Genomic DNA, 20,870 nt, shown 5'->3' with positions numbered 1-20,870 from the left:
TGCCGTTCAACGGTTGCTTGTGCCTGCATCTCGAGGGGGCGGATTGGGAATGAATTTGGGTGGGCTGGCGGGAGCGGTATGGTTCTGGGGATAGCGATTGCCGATGCCGCCGTTATCAAGGGTCGGTGGACGGGGCACCGGGACGGTATTTGGCCCGCGAATGACCGGGGCTGCGGGTTGTGTGCCTTGCATGCTATTGGGATTGGCCCGGCGGATCGGGCTATTGTAGGGGTTGCTGGAATTGCCCGTGGGGCTCTGGGCCAGCAGCATCGACGATAGTGGCGAGGCCTGGGCCAGCTGACTCATCAGGCCACTGAATGCCAGTACGGTGCAGGCGAGCACGAATCTGTTCATGGGAAGCCTCTGGGCGTCAGCGTGGATAGAATCTTCGATTGCACGCTACGCCCGGGGTTCGGATTTGTTAACTAAAACCTCTTTCTTAAGATGTAACACCAGTTGACGGTCCAGCAGGACCGGGCCGCAGCCCGCTGAAACTTTTGCTCCGCGCCGCGGGTCACCTGAACACATCACTCGCGAGTAGACGACCATGGCACGGGCAATCTGGAAAGGCGCAATCAGTTTCGGGCTGGTGCATATCCCTGTGGCGCTGGTGTCGGCGACGTCCTCGCAGGGGGTGGATTTCGACTGGCTCGACAGCCGTAGCATGGAGCCGGTCGGTTACAAACGCGTCAACAAGGTCACCGGCAAGGAAGTCACCAAGGAACACATCGTCAAAGGTGTGCAGTACGAAAAGGGCCGGTACGTGGTCCTCAGTGAGGAAGAAATCAAGTCGGCGCACCCGTTGTCCACGCAGACCATCGACATCTTTTCTTTTGTCGACGCCGAACAGATCCCCCTGCAAAACATCGACACGCCCTACTACCTCGCGCCGGATAAACGTGGCGGCAAGGTCTATGCGCTGTTGCGCGAAACCCTCAGCAAAACCAATAAAGTCGCCCTCGCCCATGTTGTCCTGCATACCCGTCAGCACCTGGCGGCGCTGATGCCCCTGGAATCGGCCATGGTGCTGGTCATGCTGCGTTGGCCCGCTGAAGTGCGCAGCCTCGATACGCTAGAGCTGGGGCCTGAGGTGACCAAGCCCGAACTGGCCAAGGGCGAACTCGACATGGCCAAGCGTCTGGTGCAGGACATGAGCGCCGACTGGAAGCCCGAGGATTATCGCGACAGTTTTGAAGACAAGATCATGGCGCTGGTCGAGAAGAAGGCGAACGAAGGCAAGATCGAGGATGTGGAAACGGCGACGGGTGAAGAGGAACGCAAGACAGCTGATGTGATTGATTTGACTGAATTGCTTAAACGTAGTCTGGGTGGCAAGACTGCCGGCAAGGCCAAACCGGCGGCTAAACCGGCAGCGAACAAAAAAGCCACGAAGACGTCTCGTGGCTGATTGTTGTTTTCGCGTTGGCTGTCAGGCCCCCTTCGCGAGCAGGCTCATTCCTACAAGTGATCGAGGTCAACTGTAGGAGCCAGACTGCTCGCGAAGGGTTTGCAAGCCGGCATACAACATTCAGATCAGCACAAATACCGCCAGCAACCCGCCAAAAATCGCCCACTTCTCAAGGTAGTAAAGTTTGCGATTACGCTTCTTCAGCGCCTTGCCCCGCAGCCGAATCGCGTAGATTTTGGCAAACAGCCGGTTGATGCCCCCGGTCTTGTCCCCGGCATCATTCGGCGCGCCCGCCGCCGACATCACGTTACGGCTGAACCAGCCATTGAACGCCGCCGCCCAGCGATACTTCATCGGCCGCTCGACGTCGCAGAACAGAATGATGCGGTTCTGCTGAGTGGTGTTTTCGGCGTAGTGAATGAAGGTCTCGTCGAACATCACCGCTTCACCATCGCGCCAGTGGTAGTTCTCACCATCGACGTTGATGTAGCAACCGGCATCGTTCGGCGTTTCCAGGCCCAGGTGATAACGGTACGAGCCGGCGTAGGGATCGCGGTGGCGGACCAGTTTGGAACCCGGTGGCAACTCGGCGAACATCGCGGCTTTGATCGACCCGATGCTTTGCACCAACTCAGTGGTGCGCGGGCAGAGTTTCGTCGCCGAAGGATGGCTGTCGCCGTACCACTTCAAGTAGAAACGCTTCCAGCCGGTCTTGAAGAACGAGTTGAAACCGACATCGTCGTATTGGTTCGAGCGCTTGATCTCCCCGGCCCTGAGCAGGTTCTGGCCTTCCGCGCGAATTTCTTCCCAGTGCGCCTGCAACGGACTCAGGTCCGGGAAATCGGCCGGGTCGAGATAAGGCTTGTTGGGGATTTTCGAGAACAGATAAAGGAAGCAATTGATCGGCGCGAGAAACGACGAGTGATCGCTCAGTTGGCGGCCCAGCTTGTGGCGCACCCGCCCACGCAGATGGACGTAGGCAATGGATACAACGTAAATAGCGGCAATGATCAGTTTCACAGAAATCGTCACATGTCAGAAGTGAACAAACTGCGTCCCCGGCCAACCTAGCGGCCCAAGGGTCTTGTGCAGCGTCTGAATACGAAACAGCGGTCCCGGTGGCGCGTCCTTGAGCCTCTACCGACGGTCGGCGCCTGTTGAAAAGTGGCATTTTAGTCTCATTTTGTAACCAATAGTTAACCTTCAAATGTGAAAATCTGTCCGCTGGTGCCACCAAAGCGCCCGTGCGGCCTCAACGCCCTATCGTTTAAAGAGCCAGACCAGTACAATCGCCGCCAAACATTACGCGCCCCCCTTGGTTGATGACGGGAATGAACCCCGTCTCAGCGCACTTCGACTCGGGCCAAGCGCTCCAACTGCTGCTGTCCACTTATTGCCAGATGGACCTTCCGCTTCTGACCGGGATGCATTTCCCGTGGTTTGAAAAACGGAAACGGGTACTGAATCGGTACTGCCGCAACCCTAGCTACTCTGAATGCTTCGCAGGAAAAACCTTTGATCTCTACAGCTAACATCACGATGCAGTTCGGCGCCAAGCCGCTATTCGAAAACGTTTCGGTCAAGTTCGGCGCGGGCAACCGCTACGGCCTGATCGGCGCCAACGGTTGCGGCAAGTCGACCTTCATGAAAATCCTCGGCGGCGACCTCGAGCCGTCCGGCGGCCAGGTCATGCTTGAGCCGAACGTGCGTCTGGGTAAATTGCGCCAGGACCAGTTCGCCTACGAAGAATTCACCGTCATCGACACCGTGATCATGGGTCACGAAGAGCTGTGGAAGGTTAAAGCCGAGCGCGACCGCATCTACTCGCTGCCGGAAATGACCGAAGAAGACGGCATGGCCGTGGCCGAGCTGGAAACCGAGTTCGCCGAAATGGACGGCTACACCGCCGAATCCCGTGCCGGTGAATTGCTGTTGGGCCTGGGTATCGGCATCGAGCAGCACTTCGGCCCGATGAGCGAAGTGTCCCCGGGCTGGAAACTGCGCGTATTGCTGGCTCAGGCGCTGTTCTCCGATCCTGAAGTACTGTTGCTCGACGAACCGACCAACCACCTGGACATCAACACCATCCGCTGGCTGGAAAACATTCTGACCCAGCGCTCCAGCCTGATGATCATCATCTCTCACGACCGTCACTTCCTGAACAGCGTGTGCACCCACATGGCTGACCTGGATTACGGCGAGCTGCGCCTGTTCCCGGGCAACTACGACGAGTACATGACCGTGGCGACCCAGTCCCGCGAGCAACTGCTGTCGGACAACGCCAAGAAGAAGGCACAGATTTCCGAGCTGCAATCGTTCGTCAGCCGCTTCTCGGCCAACGCCTCGAAAGCCAAGCAGGCCACTTCCCGCGCCAAGGCGATCGACAAGATCCAGTTGGCCGAGGTCAAGCCTTCGAGCCGTGTGAGCCCGTTCATCCGTTTCGAACAAACCAAGAAACTGCACCGTCAGGCTGTCATTGTCGAGCGCATGGCCAAAGGCTTCGACGGCAAGCCGCTGTTCAAGGACTTCAGTTTCCAGGTTGAAGCGGGCGAACGCGTCGCGATCATCGGCCCGAACGGTATCGGTAAAACCACCCTGCTGCGCACCCTGGTCAACGAACTGACCCCGGATGCCGGCACCGTGAAGTGGACCGACGCCGCAGAACTGGGCTACTACGCCCAGGACCACGCGCACGACTTCGAAGACGACTGCAACCTGTTCGACTGGATGGGCCAGTGGACCCAGGGCGGCGAGCAAATCGTTCGCGGCACCCTCGGCCGCATGTTGTTCTCCAACGACGAGATCCTCAAGTCGGTCAAGGTTATCTCCGGTGGTGAGCAAGGTCGCATGCTGTTCGGCAAGCTGATCCTGCAAAAGCCGAACGTGCTGATCATGGACGAACCGACCAACCACTTGGACATGGAATCGATCGAAGCGCTGAACCTGGCGCTGGAAAACTACCCGGGCACGCTGATCTTCGTCAGCCACGACCGTGAGTTCGTATCGTCGTTGGCCACCCGCATCATCGAGCTAAGCCCAAGCGGCGTGATCGACTTCAGCGGTACTTATGATGACTACCTGCGTAGCCAGGGCGTTGTGTTTTAAGAGCAGCTATTAGTTTCAAGCTGCAAGCGGCAAGTAAAAGCCCTGTCCTGGTGACGGGGCTTTTTGCATTCGAGGCTGAATGGATTTGGGTGCCCTCAACCACAACGAATATAGTTAGCCTGCTTCCTTTTATATCCCACCCAAGCCATGATGCAGTTCTCCCACCGCCGACCGCGAACGAGCCGTCATGTCTGTGCAGCAACTGCCACCGCAAAGCTCCATGGCGATCACCCTGCAGATCGTCTCCATCGTTTTCTATACCTTTATTGCCTTCCTCTGCATCGGCCTGCCTATTGCGGTGTTACCGGGCTATGTCCATGAGCAGTTGGGTTTCAGCGCGATCGTCGCGGGACTGACCATTGGCTCTCAATACCTGGCCACCCTGCTCAGCCGCCCGATGGCCGGGCGCATGTCAGACACCATTGGCACCAAACGGGCGATTGTCTACGGCCTGTCCGGGATTGTGCTGAGCGGTGTGCTCACGTTGATTTCAACCTTGCTGCAAAGCTTTCCACTGCTGAGCCTGTTGATCCTGATCGCCGGACGCTTATTGCTCGGCATCGCCCAGGGCTTGATTGGCGTGGGCACGATCAGCTGGTGCATGGGCCAGGTCGGCGCGGAGCACACCGCGCGCTCGATTTCGTGGAACGGCATTGCGTCTTACGGCGCCATTGCGATCGGGGCGCCGCTGGGCGTGGTGATGGTCGCCGAGTACGGCTTCGCCAGCCTGGGGATCGCGTTGTCATTGCTGGCCCTGGCCGCCTTGTTGCTGATCCGCAATAAACCCTCGGTGCCGGTGATTCGTGGCGAACGCCTGCCCTTCTGGGCGGTGTTCGGGCGCATTGCGCCCTTCGGTGCCAGCCTGAGCCTGGCCTCCATCGGTTACGGCACCCTGACGACCTTTATCACCTTGTATTACGTCAGCCGTGGCTGGACCGGCGCGGCCTGGTGCCTGACGGTCTTCGGGATCTGCTTTATTTTGTCGCGCTTGCTGTTTATCTCCGCGATCAGCCGCTTCGGCGGTTTCACCTCGGCGATTGTGTGCATGAGCATTGAAACGGTGGGTCTGGTGCTGCTGTGGCTAGCGCCTTCGACCGCTTATGCGCTGATCGGCGCGGGCCTGGCCGGGTTCGGTCTTTCGCTGGTGTATCCGGCGCTGGGGGTGGAAGCAATCAAGCAAGTGCCCAACTCCAGTCGCGGCGCGGGTTTGAGTGCTTATGCGGTGTTTTTCGACCTGGCACTGGCGATTGCCGGGCCGTTGATGGGCGCGGTGGCGTTGAACCTGGGGTATTCGTGGATTTTCTTCAGTGCGGCGATGTTGTCTGTCACCGGGCTCGGCTTGACCTTATTGCTGAAGCGTCGCGCAATCAGCTGACACCGCAGGGCTGGCGTGGAAATTACTGATCCGCAGTCTGCATCCCGGCCCGGGTAGGCTTGCCCAGCGCGTGCGAGAAGAACCGCCCGGCTTCGGACACCATGTTGCGATGGATGTCCTCGCGGTCAACACCATCTGCATCGGTGCACAGCGCCGGCATGGCGGCGATCTGCTCTTCATTGCACGGCGCCATGAACACGAAGTGCCCTGCCCCGGCCAGCAATTTGAAGTCTGGTGCAATCGGCAGTTTGCGCGCCAGGGCGGCGGCATTTTTGTCGAACGCCACCAGTTTGTCGCCATCACCGCTGTAGAGCAGCACTGGCACATGCACGTCGGCCAAGGTGTGGCGGCCGAATTTCAGACTCAGCGGCGCCATCAGCAGCAAGGCATGGACACGTGGATCCGCCACAGGCTGCAAATCATCCCGGTCGACAATCAGCTCGCCCTGGGTGTTGCAGGCATCGTGGTCGTCCGGGCGTTCCTGGCAGTAGCGGCGCAGACGATCCAGGTCAGGCGTGGCGCCGGAGAGGATCAGCGCCGTTTCGCCGCCCGCCGAGTAACCGATCACTCCGACCTGATCGGCATTGACGAAAGGCGCGAGCATACGGTCGCCCAGGGTCGCGGTAATGGCTTCGGAAATCTGGATGGGCCGGCCGTAAAGGTTACTCAACGTACCGAGGCGGCTGTGGTCTTTGGAGTTGTCACCGGGATGGATCACCGCCACCACCACAAACCCTTTGCGTGCCAGCGAGGTGGCGAGGTCGTGCAGCGCCAGCGGGGTACCGGTGTTGCCGTGGGACAGCATCAGCATCGGGAAACGGCCCATGGCGACGCGGGTGTCTTCCCCTGCCTCGACCGTGTAACCCTCGATTTTGCTGGTGTGTTCCCGGTCGCTCGAGGGATAGAACGCGATGGCGCGCATCGGCTGCAAGTCCAGAGGATCGAGAAAACTCATCTCATGGAAGCCGACGCTCCAGTGAGGGTGCGGCGCAGGCGCGGCGTGCACTGAATTCAGGCTGCTGAGCAGGCAAATCAGAAACATTGCACAAAGACGCACCATGGGATGCCCCACCTTGTTACTGGACCGGAGTCGGTAACCCTCGACTGCATAACCCGGGCCAAAACCTGTAATGACCAGAAACAAAAAACCCTGCATCTGGCACTTGCGTGATCAGAATACAGAGTTTTTTGGGTGGTGCCTGAGCTGTTTGAGCTCTTTACGCAAGCCTTACGCGGCGGCGAACAATTGCTCGCTGATTTGCGTGTGGGCATCGCTCATGGCTTTGGTGCGCACTTCGTCACCGTAGGCCAGGCCATGGGCACGAACAAACTCAATGTCGGTGATGCCGATGAAGCCGAACAGCACCTTCAAGTACTCTTCGTGCGCAACGCCAGTCGCCTGACCGGCATGCAGACCGCCGGACGTTGAGACGATCACGACTTTTTTGCCACCGCACAGGCCTTCAGGGCCCGCTTCGGTGTAGCGGAAGGTCTGACCGGCAACGGCAATGCGGTCGATCCAGGCCTTGAGTTGGGTCGGGATGGTGAAGTTGTACATCGGCGCTGCGATGACAACGGCGTCAGCCGCGAGGAATTCGGCCAGGGTGGTGGCGCTGAGTTCGGCTTCGTGCTGTTGCGCGGCGTTGCGCAGTTCAGCGGTGGTCCCGGCGGCAACCAGGGTGGTGGCGGAGAAATGGCTGATGGCATCGGCGGCCAGGTCGCGGTAGGTCACCACCGCGGTTGGCTCGGCGGATTGCCAGGCTTTGACGACTTCGCTGCTCAGCAGACGGGAAGCCGAGTTGTCACCAAGAATGCTCGAATCGATATGCAGCAGTTTCATAAGGGATCTCCAGGTGAGGATCGCCACCGGGCGATCTGATGGGGAGGATCCTACAGATGAAACCAATAGCTGATTAGTCCGCAACAATGCGATAGTTCGTCCCACTGATAGAACAATCGGATTTCCAATCATGCAAGACCTCAACGACCTTTACTATTTCGCCAAAGTGGTCGAAGCCGGTGGCTTCGCCGCAGCCGGGCGTTTGCTGGGGATTCCCAAGTCCCGATTGTCGCGACGCATTGCCGAGCTGGAAGAACGCCTCGGCGCGCGCCTGCTGCAACGTACCACCCGGCAACTCAAGCTGACGGCGGTGGGCGAACGTTACCTGCGGCACTGTCAGGCGATGCTGCTGGAAGCCGAGATGGCCGATGAAGCCGTGGCGAGTATGTCCAGCGAACCTCGCGGACGCTTGCGGGTGTCCTGCCCCGTCGGGCTGGCCCACGAAATGCTGCCGACGGTGATCAGCCGCTTCCTCGAAAAACACCCTCAGGTGCAACTGGAAGTCATGTTGCTCAATCGCCGGGTCGACTTGGTCACCGAAGGCGTTGATGTCGCGCTGCGGGTCCGTGAGTTGGGCGATGAAGATCCGTTGCTGGTGACCCGTCGCTTGCGCCAGGCACAGATGGCGATGGTCGCCAGCCCGGCCTTCCTGCACGGACGTGAGATCAACCACCCCGAAGACCTGAAATCCTTGCCGGTGCTTGGTGCGCTGGAAGCCGACCGCCTGGTGCACATTCGCATGCTCGATCAGCAGGGAAAAAGCTACGATTTGAGCCTGGAAGCGCGATTGGGCATTGACGATTTCATCGTGCGCAAGGCCTGCACGCTCGCCGGCCAAGGGTTCACCATGCTGCCGATGATGTATTGCGAACAGGAGCTGGAAAATGGTTCGCTGGTGCAGTTGCTGCCCGACTGGTCATTGCCTGGCGGCTGGCTGCAAGCGGTCTACCCTCATCGGCGCGGGGTGATGCCGGCCGTGCGGGCCTGGATCGACCATTTGATCGAATCATTCAATGCCTGTGGGGACCGATTGATATGAAGGCTGGACGCATGAGCGAAGAGGACGTCGCGCAATTCTGTCTCGCGCTGCCCGGTGCGCGGGAAGACTACAAGTGGGGAGGCGTTCGGGTGTTTTCGATTGCCGGGAACAAGATGTTCGCCTTGCAGAACCTGCGCGGCGATTCCCTGGCCTTCAAGGTCGACAAGGATCTGTTCCTCGGGCATTGCGACCGCCCGGGGATTCACCCGGCGCCGTACCTGGCGCGGGCCCAGTGGATCATCATGCAAACGCCCTACCCGCTGGGATCCGAGGAACTTCAGGCGTTGTTGCAACGTTCCCATCAACTGGTGGTGAGCAAGCTGCCCAAGCGCACCCAGGTCAGCCTGCTGCTTTAAAACAGCGCAAACAGTTGCGCACCAAGAAACAGCTGGTCGATCCAAAACACCTGATGCATCAGCACAATGAGCCAGAACACCAGCTGGAACGAGACCTTGCGAGTCTTGTGCCGAAACACTTGCTGGGCCAGCAAGGCACCCGGCCAACCGCCCGCCAGCTCCACCGCGTGCAACACGTTCTCCGGTGTCCGCCAGCTGTCGGCGCGAGCCTTGCGCTTGTCGCTCCAGTACAGGAAGAACGCCAGCACGCTGACGATGCCGTAAGCCGCCAGCGGAATCAGCGACACCCCATGCAGCCACAACGACATCGAGCCTGTCAGCGGCAGCGCGCACAGGATCGCCAACACCAGCAATTTCAGCCGAGGGTGCTGGACCCGCTCGCCCCCGGACCTGCGCCCGGCATTGTTGCGCGCGCTGGAGTCATTCATGGGCGTGCGGCGGCCCAATCGACCCAGCCAAATTGCCAGGTGGCCAGGATGAACAGGCCGAACGCAATGCGATACCAGGCAAATGCCGCGTAGCTGTGGCTGCCGATGAACACCAGCAAGCCTCTGACGGCAATCATCGCGAAGATGAACGCCGTGACGAAGCCGATCGCAAACACCGGAAGATCAGCCGGTACGAACAGGTCGCGGTATTTGTAGCCCGAATACACCGCCGCACCGACCATGGTCGGCATCGCCAGAAAGAACGAGAACTCGGTGGCCGTCTTGCGCGACAACCCGAACAGCAAGCCGCCGATGATGGTCGAGCCGGAACGCGAGGTCCCGGGAATCATGGCCAGGCACTGGGCGAAACCGACTTTCAAGGCATCTTTCCAGGTAATTTCGTCGACAGTGTGGGCATGCACTTCATGCTGACGCTGCTCCGCCCACAACATCACGATCCCGCCCACGACCAAGGCCGTGGCCACGGTGATCGGGTTGAACAGGTATTCGTGGATGAGATCGGCAAAAATCACCCCCAATACCACCGCAGGCAGGAAAGCGATCAACAGGTTGGCGGTAAAACGCCGGGCGTTTGGTTGTGTCGGCAAACCGACGACCACGTCGAAGATCTTTCGGCGAAATTCCCACACCACCGCCAGGATCGCCCCGAGCTGGATAATGATGTTGAAAGCCATCGCGCGTTCGCCACCGAAGTTGAGCAAGTCCGCGACTATGATTTGGTGACCGGTACTGGAAATGGGCAAAAATTCCGTCAGCCCTTCTACAACCCCTAAAATCAATGCCTGCAAGGCGGTCCAAAGTTCCATCAATCCCCCAAAGGCGATGCGCCAAGGCATGCCCCATTAGTTTTTTAAGCGTTCACCGCGCCAAGCGTAGCTGAAGTCCCGCGCGCAAAGGATCCAGACGGAGCCGTAAAAACTCCGTGAAAAATCAACTTGGATTCAGGTTTTTCCGCGCGGGGCCGAAATCCTATCAGACAAGCCCCGATAACGCTGCCGCGTAATGAGACTTGGGTCGTATAGGCCCGACCGGCAAAGCGTGGTTGGATGCTGGCAATCGTTTATTACAAGAAAAAGAAATCGGAGTGACAGCGTTATGAACAGCTTGCGCAGTGTGTCGATCAGCCGACGCTTGTGGCTCATCTTGATTGTGTCGGTATTGATGTTGTTGACGTTGGGCGTGTTGATGCTCAAGCAGATCCATACCGATCTATACCAGGCAAAAGCCCAGAAAACCCAGCACGTAGTGCAGACCGCCAGCGGCATTCTGACTTACTACCACGGCCTGGAAACCGCCGGCACACTCACCCGCGATGCCGCGCAGAAGCAGGCACTGACCGCCGTGCGCGGGCTGCGTTATGACCAGAACGACTATTTCTGGATCAACGACCTGACGCCGGTGATGGTGATGCACCCGGCCAACCCCAAACTCGATGGGCAAAACCTCTCGGCGATCCGCGACCCGGACGGTTTTGCGCTGTTCAACGAAATGGTGGCCGTCGCCAAGGCCAAAGGCGCCGGTACGGTCAACTACCGCTGGCCTAAGCCGGGCGCCAGCGACCCGGTCGGGAAAACCTCCTACGTCAAATTGTTCGAACCTTGGGGCTGGGTGATCGGTTCGGGCGTGTACATCGATGACATGCAGGCCGAGTTCTACGGCCAGGTCTGGAAGGCTTCGTTCGTCGGCCTGGTGATTGCGCTGATCATGGCGTTGCTGGTGATCATGATCGCTCGCAGCATCGTGCGACCGCTTCAGGACACGGTGAACGCCATGGCCAACATCGCCAGCGGCGAAAGCGACCTGACCCGCAACCTCGACACCCATGGCCAGGATGAAGTCACGCAACTGGCCCGGCACTTCAATGCCTTCACTGCCAAACTGCGAGGGGTGATCAGCGAGCTGCAAGTGTCCGCGAGCGCCCTGGGCCAGTCGTCCAGTGAACTGGGCAATGACGCCGCCCAGGCCCAGCAACGCAGTCAGCAACAGTCCCAGCAGATGGAGCTGGTGGCGACCGCGATCAACGAAGTGACTTACGGTGTGCAGGACGTGGCCAAGAATGCCGAGCATGCGGCCAGCGAAATGCGCGATGCCGAATCCCAGGCGCAGCAGGGGCAGATCAATATTGATGGCAGCTTGCAGCAGATCGACAAACTGTCCGGCACCATCGATCAAGCCGTGGAAGTGATTCGCACACTGGCCGCTGAAAGCACCCAGATTGGCAGTGTCCTGGAGGTGATCCGCTCCATCGCCGAGCAAACCAACCTGCTGGCACTCAACGCCGCCATCGAGGCTGCCCGCGCCGGTGAACAAGGCCGTGGCTTTGCGGTGGTGGCCGATGAAGTGCGCCTGTTGGCCCAGCGTACCCAGAAGTCCACGGCGGAGATCCAGTCGATGATCGAGCGCCTGCAGACTCACTCCGAAGCGGCGGTGAAAGTGATCGGCGACAGCAGTCGAGCCTCGCAACTGACCATCGAACAGGCCGGTCTGGCCGGCGCCAGCCTCAATGCCATCGGCCAGGCGCTGCGCAACCTCAACGGGCTGAACGCATCAATCGCCAGTGCAACCCTGCAGCAAGCCCATGTGGTGGAAGACATCAATCAGAACGTCACCCAGGCGGCAGGCTTGTCCCACAGCACTGCGCTGGCGGCCGAGCAATCGAGTGTGGCCAGCGTTCGGCTCAAGGACTTGAGCGAGCAGGTTAACAGCCTGCTCAAACAGTTCCGCGTGTAAAAGCAGACACAGAACCCTGTGGCGAGGGGGCCTGCTCCCGCTGGGCCGCGAAGCGGCCCTGAATAGGCAATCCCGTTTTTTCAGGTAAACCGCGATAGCGCCTTTGCGACTGCTTCGCAGCCGAGCGGGAGCAAGCTCCCTCGCCACAAGTGTGCGTCAGACGCCAGTTTCGGGTTGCTAACGCATTTGCCTTCTCTCTGGGTACAATCCGCCCCCCTCTTTCGTTTTCACCAAGGAACCTCCATGTCCGGGCTTGAACTGTTTGCCGCCACCCTCGGCGTGATCGCCGTCTGGTTGACGGTCAAACAGAACCCCTGGTGCTGGCCGATCGGCCTGGTCATGGTGCTGCTTTATAGCTGGATCTTTTTTGAAGTGAAGCTGTATTCGGACATGCTCCTGCAAGTGATCTACGCCGCGCTGCAGCTCTACGGCTGGTGGCAATGGACCCGCGCGGGCGAAGCCAATAGCGGCCGGCAGGTCAGTCGGCTTGAGAGCAAATCGATCGCTGCGGGCCTTGCGGCCGGTGCCATCGGCAGTCTGCTGCTGGGCGCCGCCATGGCTCACTGGACAGATGCCGCGCAGCCCTGGCTTGATGCTGCGCTGACCGGTTTCAGCCTTGTGGCGCAGTTATGGATGGCGCAAAAACGCGTGCAGTGCTGGCCGTTGTGGGTCGTCCTTGATGTGATTTTCGTCGGACTGTTCCTTTATAAAGGCATGTACCTGACTGCTGCCCTCTATGCGTTGTTCCTGTTGCTTGCCGTACAAGGCTGGCGTGAATGGCGCGCCGACCCGGCTCTGCGCGCATGAAAGTGCTGGTGCTCGCGGGCCCTGAATCCAGCGGTAAAAGCTGGCTTTCGGGCGAGATTCACGCCAATTTTGGCGGCATATTAGTCAATGAGTACGTTCGCCACTTTATCGACAGCGAAGCCCGTGAAACCCGCTACGATGACATTACATCGATAGCTCATGGCCAGCTTTCGTGGGAGGACGAAGCACGCGCCAGGCAACCGTCACTGCTGATCCTCGATACGCACCTCTTAAGCAATATCCTTTGGAGTCGCACGTTGTTTAGCGATTGCCCGGCATGGATCGAGCAAGCCTTGCTGGCCCGGCACTACGACCTGCATTTGCTGCTGAGCCCTGAAACCGTGGCCTGGCATGACGACGGGCAGCGTTGCCAGCCGCAACTGGCAGAACGCCAAGCGTTTTTTCAGGCCAGCCGTGCATGGCTTGACCTGCACCGCCAACCTTGTCAGGTGCTGCAAGGTGACTGGCAACAGCGCAAGGACGCCGCATTCGAGGCTGTGACACGTTTGCTCAAGGCCTGACCGGAGTGCCCCGCCCCGTAGCAACTGTCCATTCCTGAAACACCCAATCCCACGCAAACCCGCGAACTAAAGCGGCCCGAGCGTTCCTGCAAGAAAATGTTAAGCCACTGATACAGCCTGCGTTCAACGCCCCCAGCGTGCACCGCCGCCCGTGTGGATGTCGTTTTTGCGTAGCTCTGTCTCAGTGGCGTTACACAATTTTTTTGACCACCCCGACAATTTAATCCAACCACTTGTTTTTAAACGAATAACCGAAAGCGGCACACCTTCTGCTCTCTACCTCGCAACGCTGATAAGGGCCAGCGTTCCATTTACAGAAGGAATTGCCGCCGTGGGGAAATTTGATAGAAGCATCTTTAGCCTGCTGATCGGATGCGCACTGGGCTCAACAGTCTGCCTGCCCGTGCAGGCTGACAACGGCATCATAACTATCAAACGTGATGTGCAGACCCGCAACGCAACCATCCCGCCGCTCATCCCCGACCCTAACCCTACGACCGTCAATGCCAACCCGTCCAGACAAATTCTCCAGCAAACGAACGAGTTGAGCGACGGCGATTTTGCCAACGTTGCCAGTGGTGCAGGCATCAACCGCCTGGTCACTCAAAACACTAACAACCTGGGCGGCAACATCAGCAACCAAACCCAACTGTCCAACCTCCCTGCCGGACGTTCGGGAAATTCAGGCAATGGCATTGCCAACATGGTCAATTCCAACATCCAGCAAGGCTTGGGTGCTCTGAAAATCATAACGGGAGACCGTTAAGATGAATCGTTCGCTGCTGATGATCGCCATGTTTTGCAGTGCATCGACCTTTGCCCAACCTCCCGTCATCAACAACGCCGACATCGACGGCTCGGGTATGCAGTACCAAGGCAACCTCACGGTCAACCAGGCGGCGGGCGATCTTCAGCAACAGGCCAACGCCAGGGCCATCGCTATTGGTACCAATGCCAGTGCGACCACGCAGATTCGCCAGCGTTTGCGCACCGTTGTCGACCCCAGAATTGATGCCCAGTCCAACATCCAGGGTGACTCCTTCAGTCACGGCAACGGCGTACTGGGTGTCAACCAGAGCGCGGGCGCCAGTAACCAGCAAGCCAACGCACTGCGGATAAGCATTAGTAAACAGCCGCAAAGCATCGACGACAGCGTCCTCATGCAACAGAACGTGGCGCTGCTCAACAACTCCGATCCAACTGACTCTGCACCAGGCCATCGCCAGGTCACTACCAGTGACCAGGCATTCACCGGTAGCCGTGGGGTGATCCAGTTGAATCAGAGCGCCGGGGTGGGAAACCGAATGGCCAATACCCTGAGCGTAAGGGTCGTGGATTGACCCGAAAAGGTAAGAAACAACACTTAACCTAAAATAAAGTACGGAGAATCACCATGAAACCTTCGATGGCACTAAAGCCTCTGGTTTTCGCAATTGCTGCGGTCATGGCTGTTGCTGTACAAGCTGGGCAAAATGATCGGCGTGGCAACCATCATGGTCATCACAACGGTGGCCAACAACAAACCCCTCCTGCAAGAATGGTCCCAATCAATGCGACTGCCAATGCGACGGACCGGCAGAACAGTACCGGCAATAGCATCTGGAATGAAGGGACAGAAAACTCGGCCGAGATGAGCAGTTCGGCCGCAGGCGCGAGCGGCAACGTCGGCGTCAACGTGGCGGCAGGTAACGGCAACCAGCAAGACAACGCCGCCGCCATCGCCAACGCAGCCTCCGACAACGCCGCGATCGATAACAGCTTTGTGTTCGGCACGGCCACTGCCACCGCTGACGTGAGGCAAGTCAGCAACAATAACCGCGTCGACAACTTTGGCTCCACCAACTCTGCCGTGATGAGCGGATCCGGCGGCGGTAGCAGCGGCAACATGGGTATCAACATTGCTGGCGGCGATCTGAACCAGCAGAAAAACACCATGGCAATTGCCAACGCCAATGCTCCACTGGGTAATGCAACCGCCACCGCGTCCGCCGTTCAAAACGGTCCCGGCCTGATCGTGAACAACAACGCAGATCGGACCTACCGCGTTGATACGATCACCGTTACCAATACGGCGAGCGGCAGTTTCTCCAAAGATAAGTCGTTTGAGGCAAGCGGCAGTCAAAGCGCTTCTTCCAGCTGGAACAAAGCCGGTTCCAAAAGCTATGACGCCAGCGGGTCAAAAAGCGTTGATATAAGCGGTTCTCACAGCAGTAATGCCAGCGGTTCCAACAGCAGCAATGCCAGCGGTTCCAACAGCAGTAGTGCAAGCGGTTCTTCGAGCGCTTCTTTGAGTGCTTCCTTGAACGCTACGCTGGACGCTACTTCGGCGGCTTCCAACTCCACTACCGTCAATTTTGGCTTCGGCGACCGCACCCGCAGCTCGTCTTCCGACGCATCGCTTAACGCATCGCTCGACGCGACGCTTGATGCATCGATAGACAAATCGTATGACAGATCGCACGACTCTTCGTACGACAGATCGCGCGACTCCTCGTACGACAGATCGCGCGATTCGTCGTTCGAAAAATCGTATGACAAGTCGTACTCGAAGTCGTCTGACTCCTCGTACGAAAAATCGGGCAGTCAATCGTCCGAGTCTGAGTATGCAAAAGCGAAAAGCTACAGTGAAAGCAGCTCTTATGATTTGAGCAACACCTACTCTTATCAAGTGCTGACTCCAACTGGCTGGGCCAACCCTGTGACCAACACTGCAACCCTGAGCGGTTCGGTGAATGGCGGCAGTGGCAACCTGGGCGTCAACGTGGCGGCTGGTGTGGGCAACCAACAAAGCAACTCGTTGGCCATTTCCAACCAATCGTTCTAAATGCTGTCTCTGGAGGCCCCCTTACGGGGGCCTTTTTCAACATCACCAGAGGGCGTCCAATCATGCGTATTCTCGCCTTGGCATTTTTGCTTTGCGTGGCCACTGTGATCGAGGCCGCACAAATGCCGCTCTCCATCCTGCCGGGCGGCGCGTTGGTGTACAAGCCGATCCAGAGCGTTCGCGAGCGCAAATTTGCCGACCTGGTACAACAGAAAACCGACTTCAGTTGCGGCGCTGCGGCGCTGGCGACCATCTTGCGCCAAGCCTATTGGCTGGACGTGAATGAAGAACAGATCATCGAAGGCATGCTGGCACACTCTGATCAAGATCTTGTCCGTGTCCAGGGCTTCTCCATGCTCGACATGAAGCGTTACGTGGAAAGCATCGGCATGCGAGCCCGTGGCTATCGGGTAGCACCGGAAACGTTGAGTGATATCAGAATCCCGGTAGTGGTCCTCATGGATATCCGTGGCTACAAACACTTTGTGGTCATGCAAAGAGTCCATCAGGGCTGGGTCTACATCGGAGATCCGGTACTCGGTCATAAACGCTACAAAGTCGACGACTTTATCAAAGGCTGGAACGGCATCATCTTTGCCATCATCGGCCAGGGTTACGACAAAACCAATGCGTTGCTCGACCCGCCCATGCCGCTGACCGCCAGGAACCGCGTCAACGCCTTTAGCCCGGTGCAAGACGCAGAGTTGATGGATTTTGGATTTATCCAAAGCGACTTCTTCTAATAACAAGGGAGCACGACGCTCCGGGAGCATCCCATGAAGACTCCAATCTGGCTGGCCGTGGTCTGCCTGGCCGCCAGCCTGCCGACCCAGGCACAGACGTTCAAACCCATTGAACTGAAGGATCAGGAGTTGGCAACCCTGCGTGGCCGTTATGTCATGCCAGGACGGATTATCAGTTTCGGCATTTCGATGACCAGCACTTGGCAAAATGCCAATGGTGAAGTGATCGGGGCAACGTCCACGATGCAAATTCAACAATCGACCATCAAGCCACAGTTTTATGTGTCGATGATCGACGAAAAAGGGAATGGATCGACCCGTTCGCAAGGCGCCAGCACGGGCACCGGCACCGTCACTGGCGGTAACGGCCTCAATACCACCGAAGGCGTCACTCAAGTCGTACGGGCTGCCGGCGACAACAATACGGCCTACAACAACGTTGATATCAACGTCACCAAGGCAAACCAAGCGCCAGCAACGCAACAGCAGGGCCAGGCACTGGCCGCAGGCACGACATTGGTCGGCGCCAATGGCGCGGGCTCAATGAGCGTTTCCTCGAACGGTACGGGTGTGCAATTCAACATCGTGGCCAACAACAACCAGGGCAATACCGTACAACGCCTGGCCCAGGGTGGCCTGATGCAGAACACAACATTGCTCGGCAGTAGCAACCAGGTCCGCAACCTCACTTCCTTCAATGTCGTGCTGCGTGACAACGTGCCGTCAGCCGGATCGGTGAGCGGCAATCTGGACCAGCTCAAAGGTCTTCGCACTCTCGGATTCTGATCTACGCTCAGTCTCATCAGATGTAGTCAGAAGGGACGGCTAACCCATGCAACGATCTTCAACGTTCAGAGCTTTGGTATGTTTGAGTAGCCTGGCCCCGGCCACAATGCTATACGCAGCACCGGACCCCCAGGTCGAAATCCTAAAACAAGAACTCATGGAGTTGAAACAGCGTTACGAAGCACAACAGAACGCGTTGATGGTACTTGAGCAACGCGTTCGCCAAGTCGAAGAAACACCGCAGCCACCAGCTCCCAAGCGCTTGACCAAATCCCCCGCCGAACCCTCCCGGGGTAACCAGGCGGTCGCCGCTGGTGCGCCGGGCACCACCGGCAGCTCCTATGGCCAATCGCTCAAGGACGATTCGGAACCTGCGCAAAGCGTTTCCAACCTGTATGACGAAGCCAGCGGCTTCTTCGGTGGCGGCAAGTTCAGCGTCGAAACCGGCCTGACCTACACGCACTACGATACCCGCGCCTTGACGCTTAACGGCTTCCTGGCACTGGACTCGATTTTCCTCGGCAACATCAACCTCGACCGCATCAAGGCCGACAACTGGACCCTGGACCTGACTGCCCGCTACAACGTGGCACAACGTTGGCAGTTCGACATTAACGTCCCCGTGGTTTACCGCGAATCAACGTACTCCTCCGGCGGCGCTGGTGGCGCTGGTCCGGTGACGTCTGACGCCACCGTGACTCGCGACCCGACCATCGGCGATGTGAACGTTGGCGTAGCCTACAAGTTTCTGGATGAGTCGGTCAGCCTGCCCGATGCGGTCGCTACACTGCGCGTCAAGGCGCCGACCGGCAAGGACCCCTACGGCATCAAGCTGGTCAGCGACCCTACCAACGATAACCTCTCGGTCCCCGAGGATTTGCCGACCGGCAATGGTGTCTGGGCGATCACCCCGGGTATCTCGCTGGTCAAGACCTTCGACCCTGCCGTGCTGTTCGGCAGCCTGTCCTACACCTACAACGTTCAGGACTCTTTCAGCGACATCAGCCCTCAGGTCGGCTCCAAGGTGAAAGGGGACGTGAAGCTGGGCGATTCCTGGCAGATCGGCGCCGGCATTGCCTTCGCCTTGAACGAGAAGATGAGTATGTCGTTCTCGTTCACCGATCAGTTCGCCCGCAAGAGCAAGATCAGGCCGGACGGTGGTGATTGGCAGTCGATTTCCAACAGCGACTACAACTCGGCCAACTTCAACATCGGCATGACCCTGGCCGCCTCCGATAACCTGACGATCGTACCCAACCTGGCCATCGGCCTGACCGACGACTCGCCAGACTTTTCCTTCAGCCTGAAATTCCCGTACTACTTCTGATCCACCACAACAAAGCCCCGCTGCGACTTCAATCCCAGCGGGGCTTTTGTGTGTGGAACATTAAATCTGCGTCTAGCGGATCTGATGTTTGTGCAACAAACGGTAAAAAGTCGGCCTGGAGATCCCCAACACTTTGGCGGCAATGCTCAAGTTATCGCTGTGGCGGTTGAGTACATCGCACAAGGCCTGGCGTTCAGCGCGGGTCTTGTAGTCTTCCAGCGTGCCCATCGGCGCAGGAATGACGTGCTGGCTGATCAGCCCAAGGTCTCGCGCTTCGATCTGCCGGCCTTCGGCCAGTACCAACCCGCGACGTACCCGGTTGGCCAGCTCGCGAACATTGCCCGGCCAGTCGTGCTTGCCCATGGCAATCAAGGCGTCGTCGCTGAAGCTGCGGGGGCGGCGGCCGGTTTCATGGCTGTAGAAGTGGGAAAAGTGGTTGGCCAGCATGGATAAGTCACCATGGCGCTCACGCAGCGGCGCGGTGACGACCTGCAATACGTTAAGGCGGTAGTACAAATCCTCACGGAAGGTTTTTTTCTCGACGGCCGCCTCAAGGTCGACATGAGTCGCCGCCAACACCCGCACATCCACCGGAATCGGCTGGCTGCCGCCGACATGCTCGATATGTTTCTCCTGCAGAAAGCGCAGCAGATTGGCTTGCAACTCCAGTGGCAGGTCACCGATCTCGTCGAGAAACAATGTGCCGCCATTCGCCGCTTCGATCCGACCGACCTTGCGTTGATGGGCGCCGGTAAAGGCGCCCTTCTCATGACCAAACAGCTCCGACTGGATCAAGTGTTCGGGAATGGCCCCGCAATTGATCGCCACAAACGGCTTGGTGTGACGCTGGGATTGTCGATGGAGCGTGCGGGCGACCAATTCTTTACCGGTTCCGCTTTCACCACGAATCAATACCGGCGACTCGGTAGGCGCCAGCTTGCTCAGTAACTTGCGTAGCTCGCGAATCGGCTTGCTGTCGCCAAGCAGCTCGTGCTCAGGCTGATCAATATGAATCGTGCCCTGTCCGCGCAGGCGCGCCATGCCGAACGCGCGGCCCAGCGTGACTTGCACCCGGGACACGTCAAACGGCAGGGTATGGAAGTCAAAAAACCATTCGCAAACGAAATCTCCGACATTTTGCAGGCGCAGGACTTCCTGGTTGAGCACGGCGATCCACTCGGTACCGCTGCGGCTGATCAGTTCTTTGACCGCTTCCGGGCGTTCCAGATGAAAAGGTTGTAATCGAAGGAGGCCGACGTCGCACGTTCGGTCGGCGGCGTTCTCCAAGGAACAGCTGTCAACATCCCAGCCCACAGAGCGCAGACCCGGCAGCAGACGATAGCAGTCGTCGCAGGGATCTACTACTAACAGACGTCGTAACGCAGGCGTTTCGATCATGACTGTTCCTTGACGCCAAACTTTAGGAAATATTATTAAAAACAGTCGTTTGGCGGATCTGGCTGTAACATTAGCAAGAATTTGACGCACCCTTGTACCGTTTGACTATAGGAACACCGCATTATTAGTTATAAGAATGAGTTTGTTAGTTACCTAACGAGT

General features: G+C 58.3%; 21 protein-coding genes. 14 read left to right on the top strand and 7 right to left on the bottom strand.

The window, feature by feature from the left end; genetic code table 11:
- Positions 1–6: 6 nt before the first annotated feature.
- Entirely contained in the window at positions 7–354 is a 348-nt protein-coding gene (locus tag AB4N91_RS11470) for a hypothetical protein (RefSeq protein WP_154911663.1), read from the bottom strand.
- Between the two features lie 193 nt (positions 355–547).
- On the opposite strand from AB4N91_RS11470, the gene ku reads away from it, so the two are divergent.
- Entirely contained in the window at positions 548–1,408 is an 861-nt protein-coding gene (gene ku, locus AB4N91_RS11465; RefSeq protein ID WP_010460516.1) for a non-homologous end joining protein Ku, read from the top strand.
- A 120-nt stretch (positions 1,409–1,528) separates the two neighbouring features.
- Here the strand turns inward: ku and lpxO are convergent, their stop codons facing one another.
- Positions 1,529–2,428 carry a lipid A hydroxylase LpxO gene (lpxO, locus tag AB4N91_RS11460; protein WP_077747809.1) on the bottom strand — a complete coding sequence of 300 codons (900 nt, stop codon included), beginning with the start codon at positions 2,426–2,428 and terminating at the stop codon, positions 1,529–1,531.
- A 495-nt stretch (positions 2,429–2,923) separates the two neighbouring features.
- Here lpxO and AB4N91_RS11455 point away from each other — a divergent pair, with 495 nt between their 5' ends.
- Positions 2,924–4,513 carry an ABC-F family ATPase gene (locus tag AB4N91_RS11455; protein ID WP_010460520.1) on the top strand — a complete coding sequence of 530 codons (1,590 nt, stop codon included), beginning with the start codon at positions 2,924–2,926 and terminating at the stop codon, positions 4,511–4,513.
- 187 nt (positions 4,514–4,700) lie between these two features.
- Complete coding sequence (locus tag AB4N91_RS11450) at positions 4,701–5,888, top strand: MFS transporter (protein WP_083376690.1); 1,188 nt, start codon at positions 4,701–4,703, stop codon at positions 5,886–5,888.
- Positions 5,889–5,910: 22 nt separating this feature from the next.
- Here AB4N91_RS11450 and AB4N91_RS11445 read toward each other — a convergent pair whose 3' ends face one another.
- The gene (locus tag AB4N91_RS11445) at positions 5,911–6,948 is read right to left on the bottom strand and encodes an alpha/beta hydrolase family protein (protein WP_154504757.1); all 1,038 of its coding nucleotides are present in this window, start codon (positions 6,946–6,948) and stop codon (positions 5,911–5,913) included.
- A gap of 168 nt (positions 6,949–7,116) precedes the next feature.
- Complete coding sequence (locus AB4N91_RS11440) at positions 7,117–7,728, bottom strand: FMN-dependent NADH-azoreductase (protein ID WP_154504759.1); 612 nt, start codon at positions 7,726–7,728, stop codon at positions 7,117–7,119.
- 130 nt (positions 7,729–7,858) lie between these two features.
- Here AB4N91_RS11440 and AB4N91_RS11435 point away from each other — a divergent pair, with 130 nt between their 5' ends.
- Together AB4N91_RS11435 and AB4N91_RS11430 are read left to right on the top strand one after the other, a co-directional pair.
- Positions 7,859–8,767 (top strand): LysR substrate-binding domain-containing protein, encoded by a 909-nt coding sequence (locus tag AB4N91_RS11435; protein WP_010460527.1) that lies wholly within the window; start codon positions 7,859–7,861, stop codon positions 8,765–8,767.
- On the top strand, positions 8,764–9,123 hold the full coding sequence (locus AB4N91_RS11430; protein ID WP_083376688.1) for an MmcQ/YjbR family DNA-binding protein: 360 nt from the start codon (positions 8,764–8,766) through the stop codon (positions 9,121–9,123). The genes AB4N91_RS11435 and AB4N91_RS11430 overlap by 4 nt, the downstream gene beginning before the upstream one ends.
- Here AB4N91_RS11430 and AB4N91_RS11425 read toward each other — a convergent pair.
- Both AB4N91_RS11425 and AB4N91_RS11420 read right to left on the bottom strand, forming a co-directional pair.
- Positions 9,120–9,551 carry a DUF1294 domain-containing protein gene (locus AB4N91_RS11425; protein ID WP_154504761.1) on the bottom strand — a complete coding sequence of 144 codons (432 nt, stop codon included), beginning with the start codon at positions 9,549–9,551 and terminating at the stop codon, positions 9,120–9,122. The genes AB4N91_RS11430 and AB4N91_RS11425 overlap by 4 nt on opposite strands.
- A complete protein-coding gene (locus AB4N91_RS11420) occupies positions 9,548–10,378 on the bottom strand; it encodes an undecaprenyl-diphosphate phosphatase (protein ID WP_042932039.1) in 831 nt (276 codons plus the stop codon). Before AB4N91_RS11420 ends, AB4N91_RS11425 begins: the two co-directional genes overlap by 4 nt.
- 289 nt (positions 10,379–10,667) lie before the next feature.
- Here AB4N91_RS11420 and AB4N91_RS11415 point away from each other — a divergent pair, with 289 nt between their 5' ends.
- The 9 genes from AB4N91_RS11415 (at position 10,668) to AB4N91_RS11375 (ending at position 19,310) form a co-directional block, all read left to right on the top strand.
- Positions 10,668–12,302 carry a methyl-accepting chemotaxis protein gene (locus AB4N91_RS11415; protein WP_460112463.1) on the top strand — a complete coding sequence of 545 codons (1,635 nt, stop codon included), beginning with the start codon at positions 10,668–10,670 and terminating at the stop codon, positions 12,300–12,302.
- 243 nt (positions 12,303–12,545) lie between these two features.
- The gene (pnuC, locus tag AB4N91_RS11410) at positions 12,546–13,109 is read left to right on the top strand and encodes a nicotinamide riboside transporter PnuC (protein ID WP_010460537.1); all 564 of its coding nucleotides are present in this window, start codon (positions 12,546–12,548) and stop codon (positions 13,107–13,109) included.
- A complete protein-coding gene (locus tag AB4N91_RS11405) occupies positions 13,106–13,630 on the top strand; it encodes an AAA family ATPase (protein ID WP_010460539.1) in 525 nt (174 codons plus the stop codon). The genes pnuC and AB4N91_RS11405 overlap by 4 nt, the downstream gene beginning before the upstream one ends.
- A 331-nt stretch (positions 13,631–13,961) precedes the next feature.
- Positions 13,962–14,396: a hypothetical protein gene (locus AB4N91_RS11400; RefSeq protein WP_010460541.1), complete on the top strand. Its 435-nt coding sequence runs from the start codon at positions 13,962–13,964 to the stop codon at positions 14,394–14,396.
- A gap of 1 nt (position 14,397) precedes the next feature.
- Entirely contained in the window at positions 14,398–14,970 is a 573-nt protein-coding gene (locus tag AB4N91_RS11395) for an adhesin (protein WP_102593514.1), read from the top strand.
- 53 nt (positions 14,971–15,023) lie between these two features.
- Positions 15,024–16,454, top strand: coding sequence for a hypothetical protein (locus AB4N91_RS11390; protein WP_042932036.1), 1,431 nt, complete (start codon positions 15,024–15,026; stop codon positions 16,452–16,454).
- A gap of 62 nt (positions 16,455–16,516) precedes the next feature.
- A complete protein-coding gene (locus AB4N91_RS11385) occupies positions 16,517–17,197 on the top strand; it encodes a C39 family peptidase (RefSeq protein ID WP_010460547.1) in 681 nt (226 codons plus the stop codon).
- Between the two features lie 33 nt (positions 17,198–17,230).
- Positions 17,231–17,983: a hypothetical protein gene (locus AB4N91_RS11380; RefSeq protein WP_010460550.1), complete on the top strand. Its 753-nt coding sequence runs from the start codon at positions 17,231–17,233 to the stop codon at positions 17,981–17,983.
- A 46-nt stretch (positions 17,984–18,029) separates the two neighbouring features.
- Positions 18,030–19,310, top strand: a complete 1,281-nt coding sequence (locus tag AB4N91_RS11375) for a coiled-coil domain-containing protein (protein WP_288113840.1) — start codon at positions 18,030–18,032, stop codon at positions 19,308–19,310.
- A 72-nt stretch (positions 19,311–19,382) separates the two neighbouring features.
- On the opposite strand, the gene AB4N91_RS11370 is transcribed toward AB4N91_RS11375, so the two are convergent.
- Positions 19,383–20,708, bottom strand: a complete 1,326-nt coding sequence (locus AB4N91_RS11370) for a sigma-54 dependent transcriptional regulator (RefSeq protein ID WP_460112462.1) — start codon at positions 20,706–20,708, stop codon at positions 19,383–19,385.
- Positions 20,709–20,870: the final 162 nt, after the last annotated feature.

It is taken from the genome of Pseudomonas sp. H3_D04 (assembly GCF_054669175.1).
Note: the sequence above shows the minus strand (reverse complement) of the source record. Positions and strands in the feature narration are given on the sequence as shown.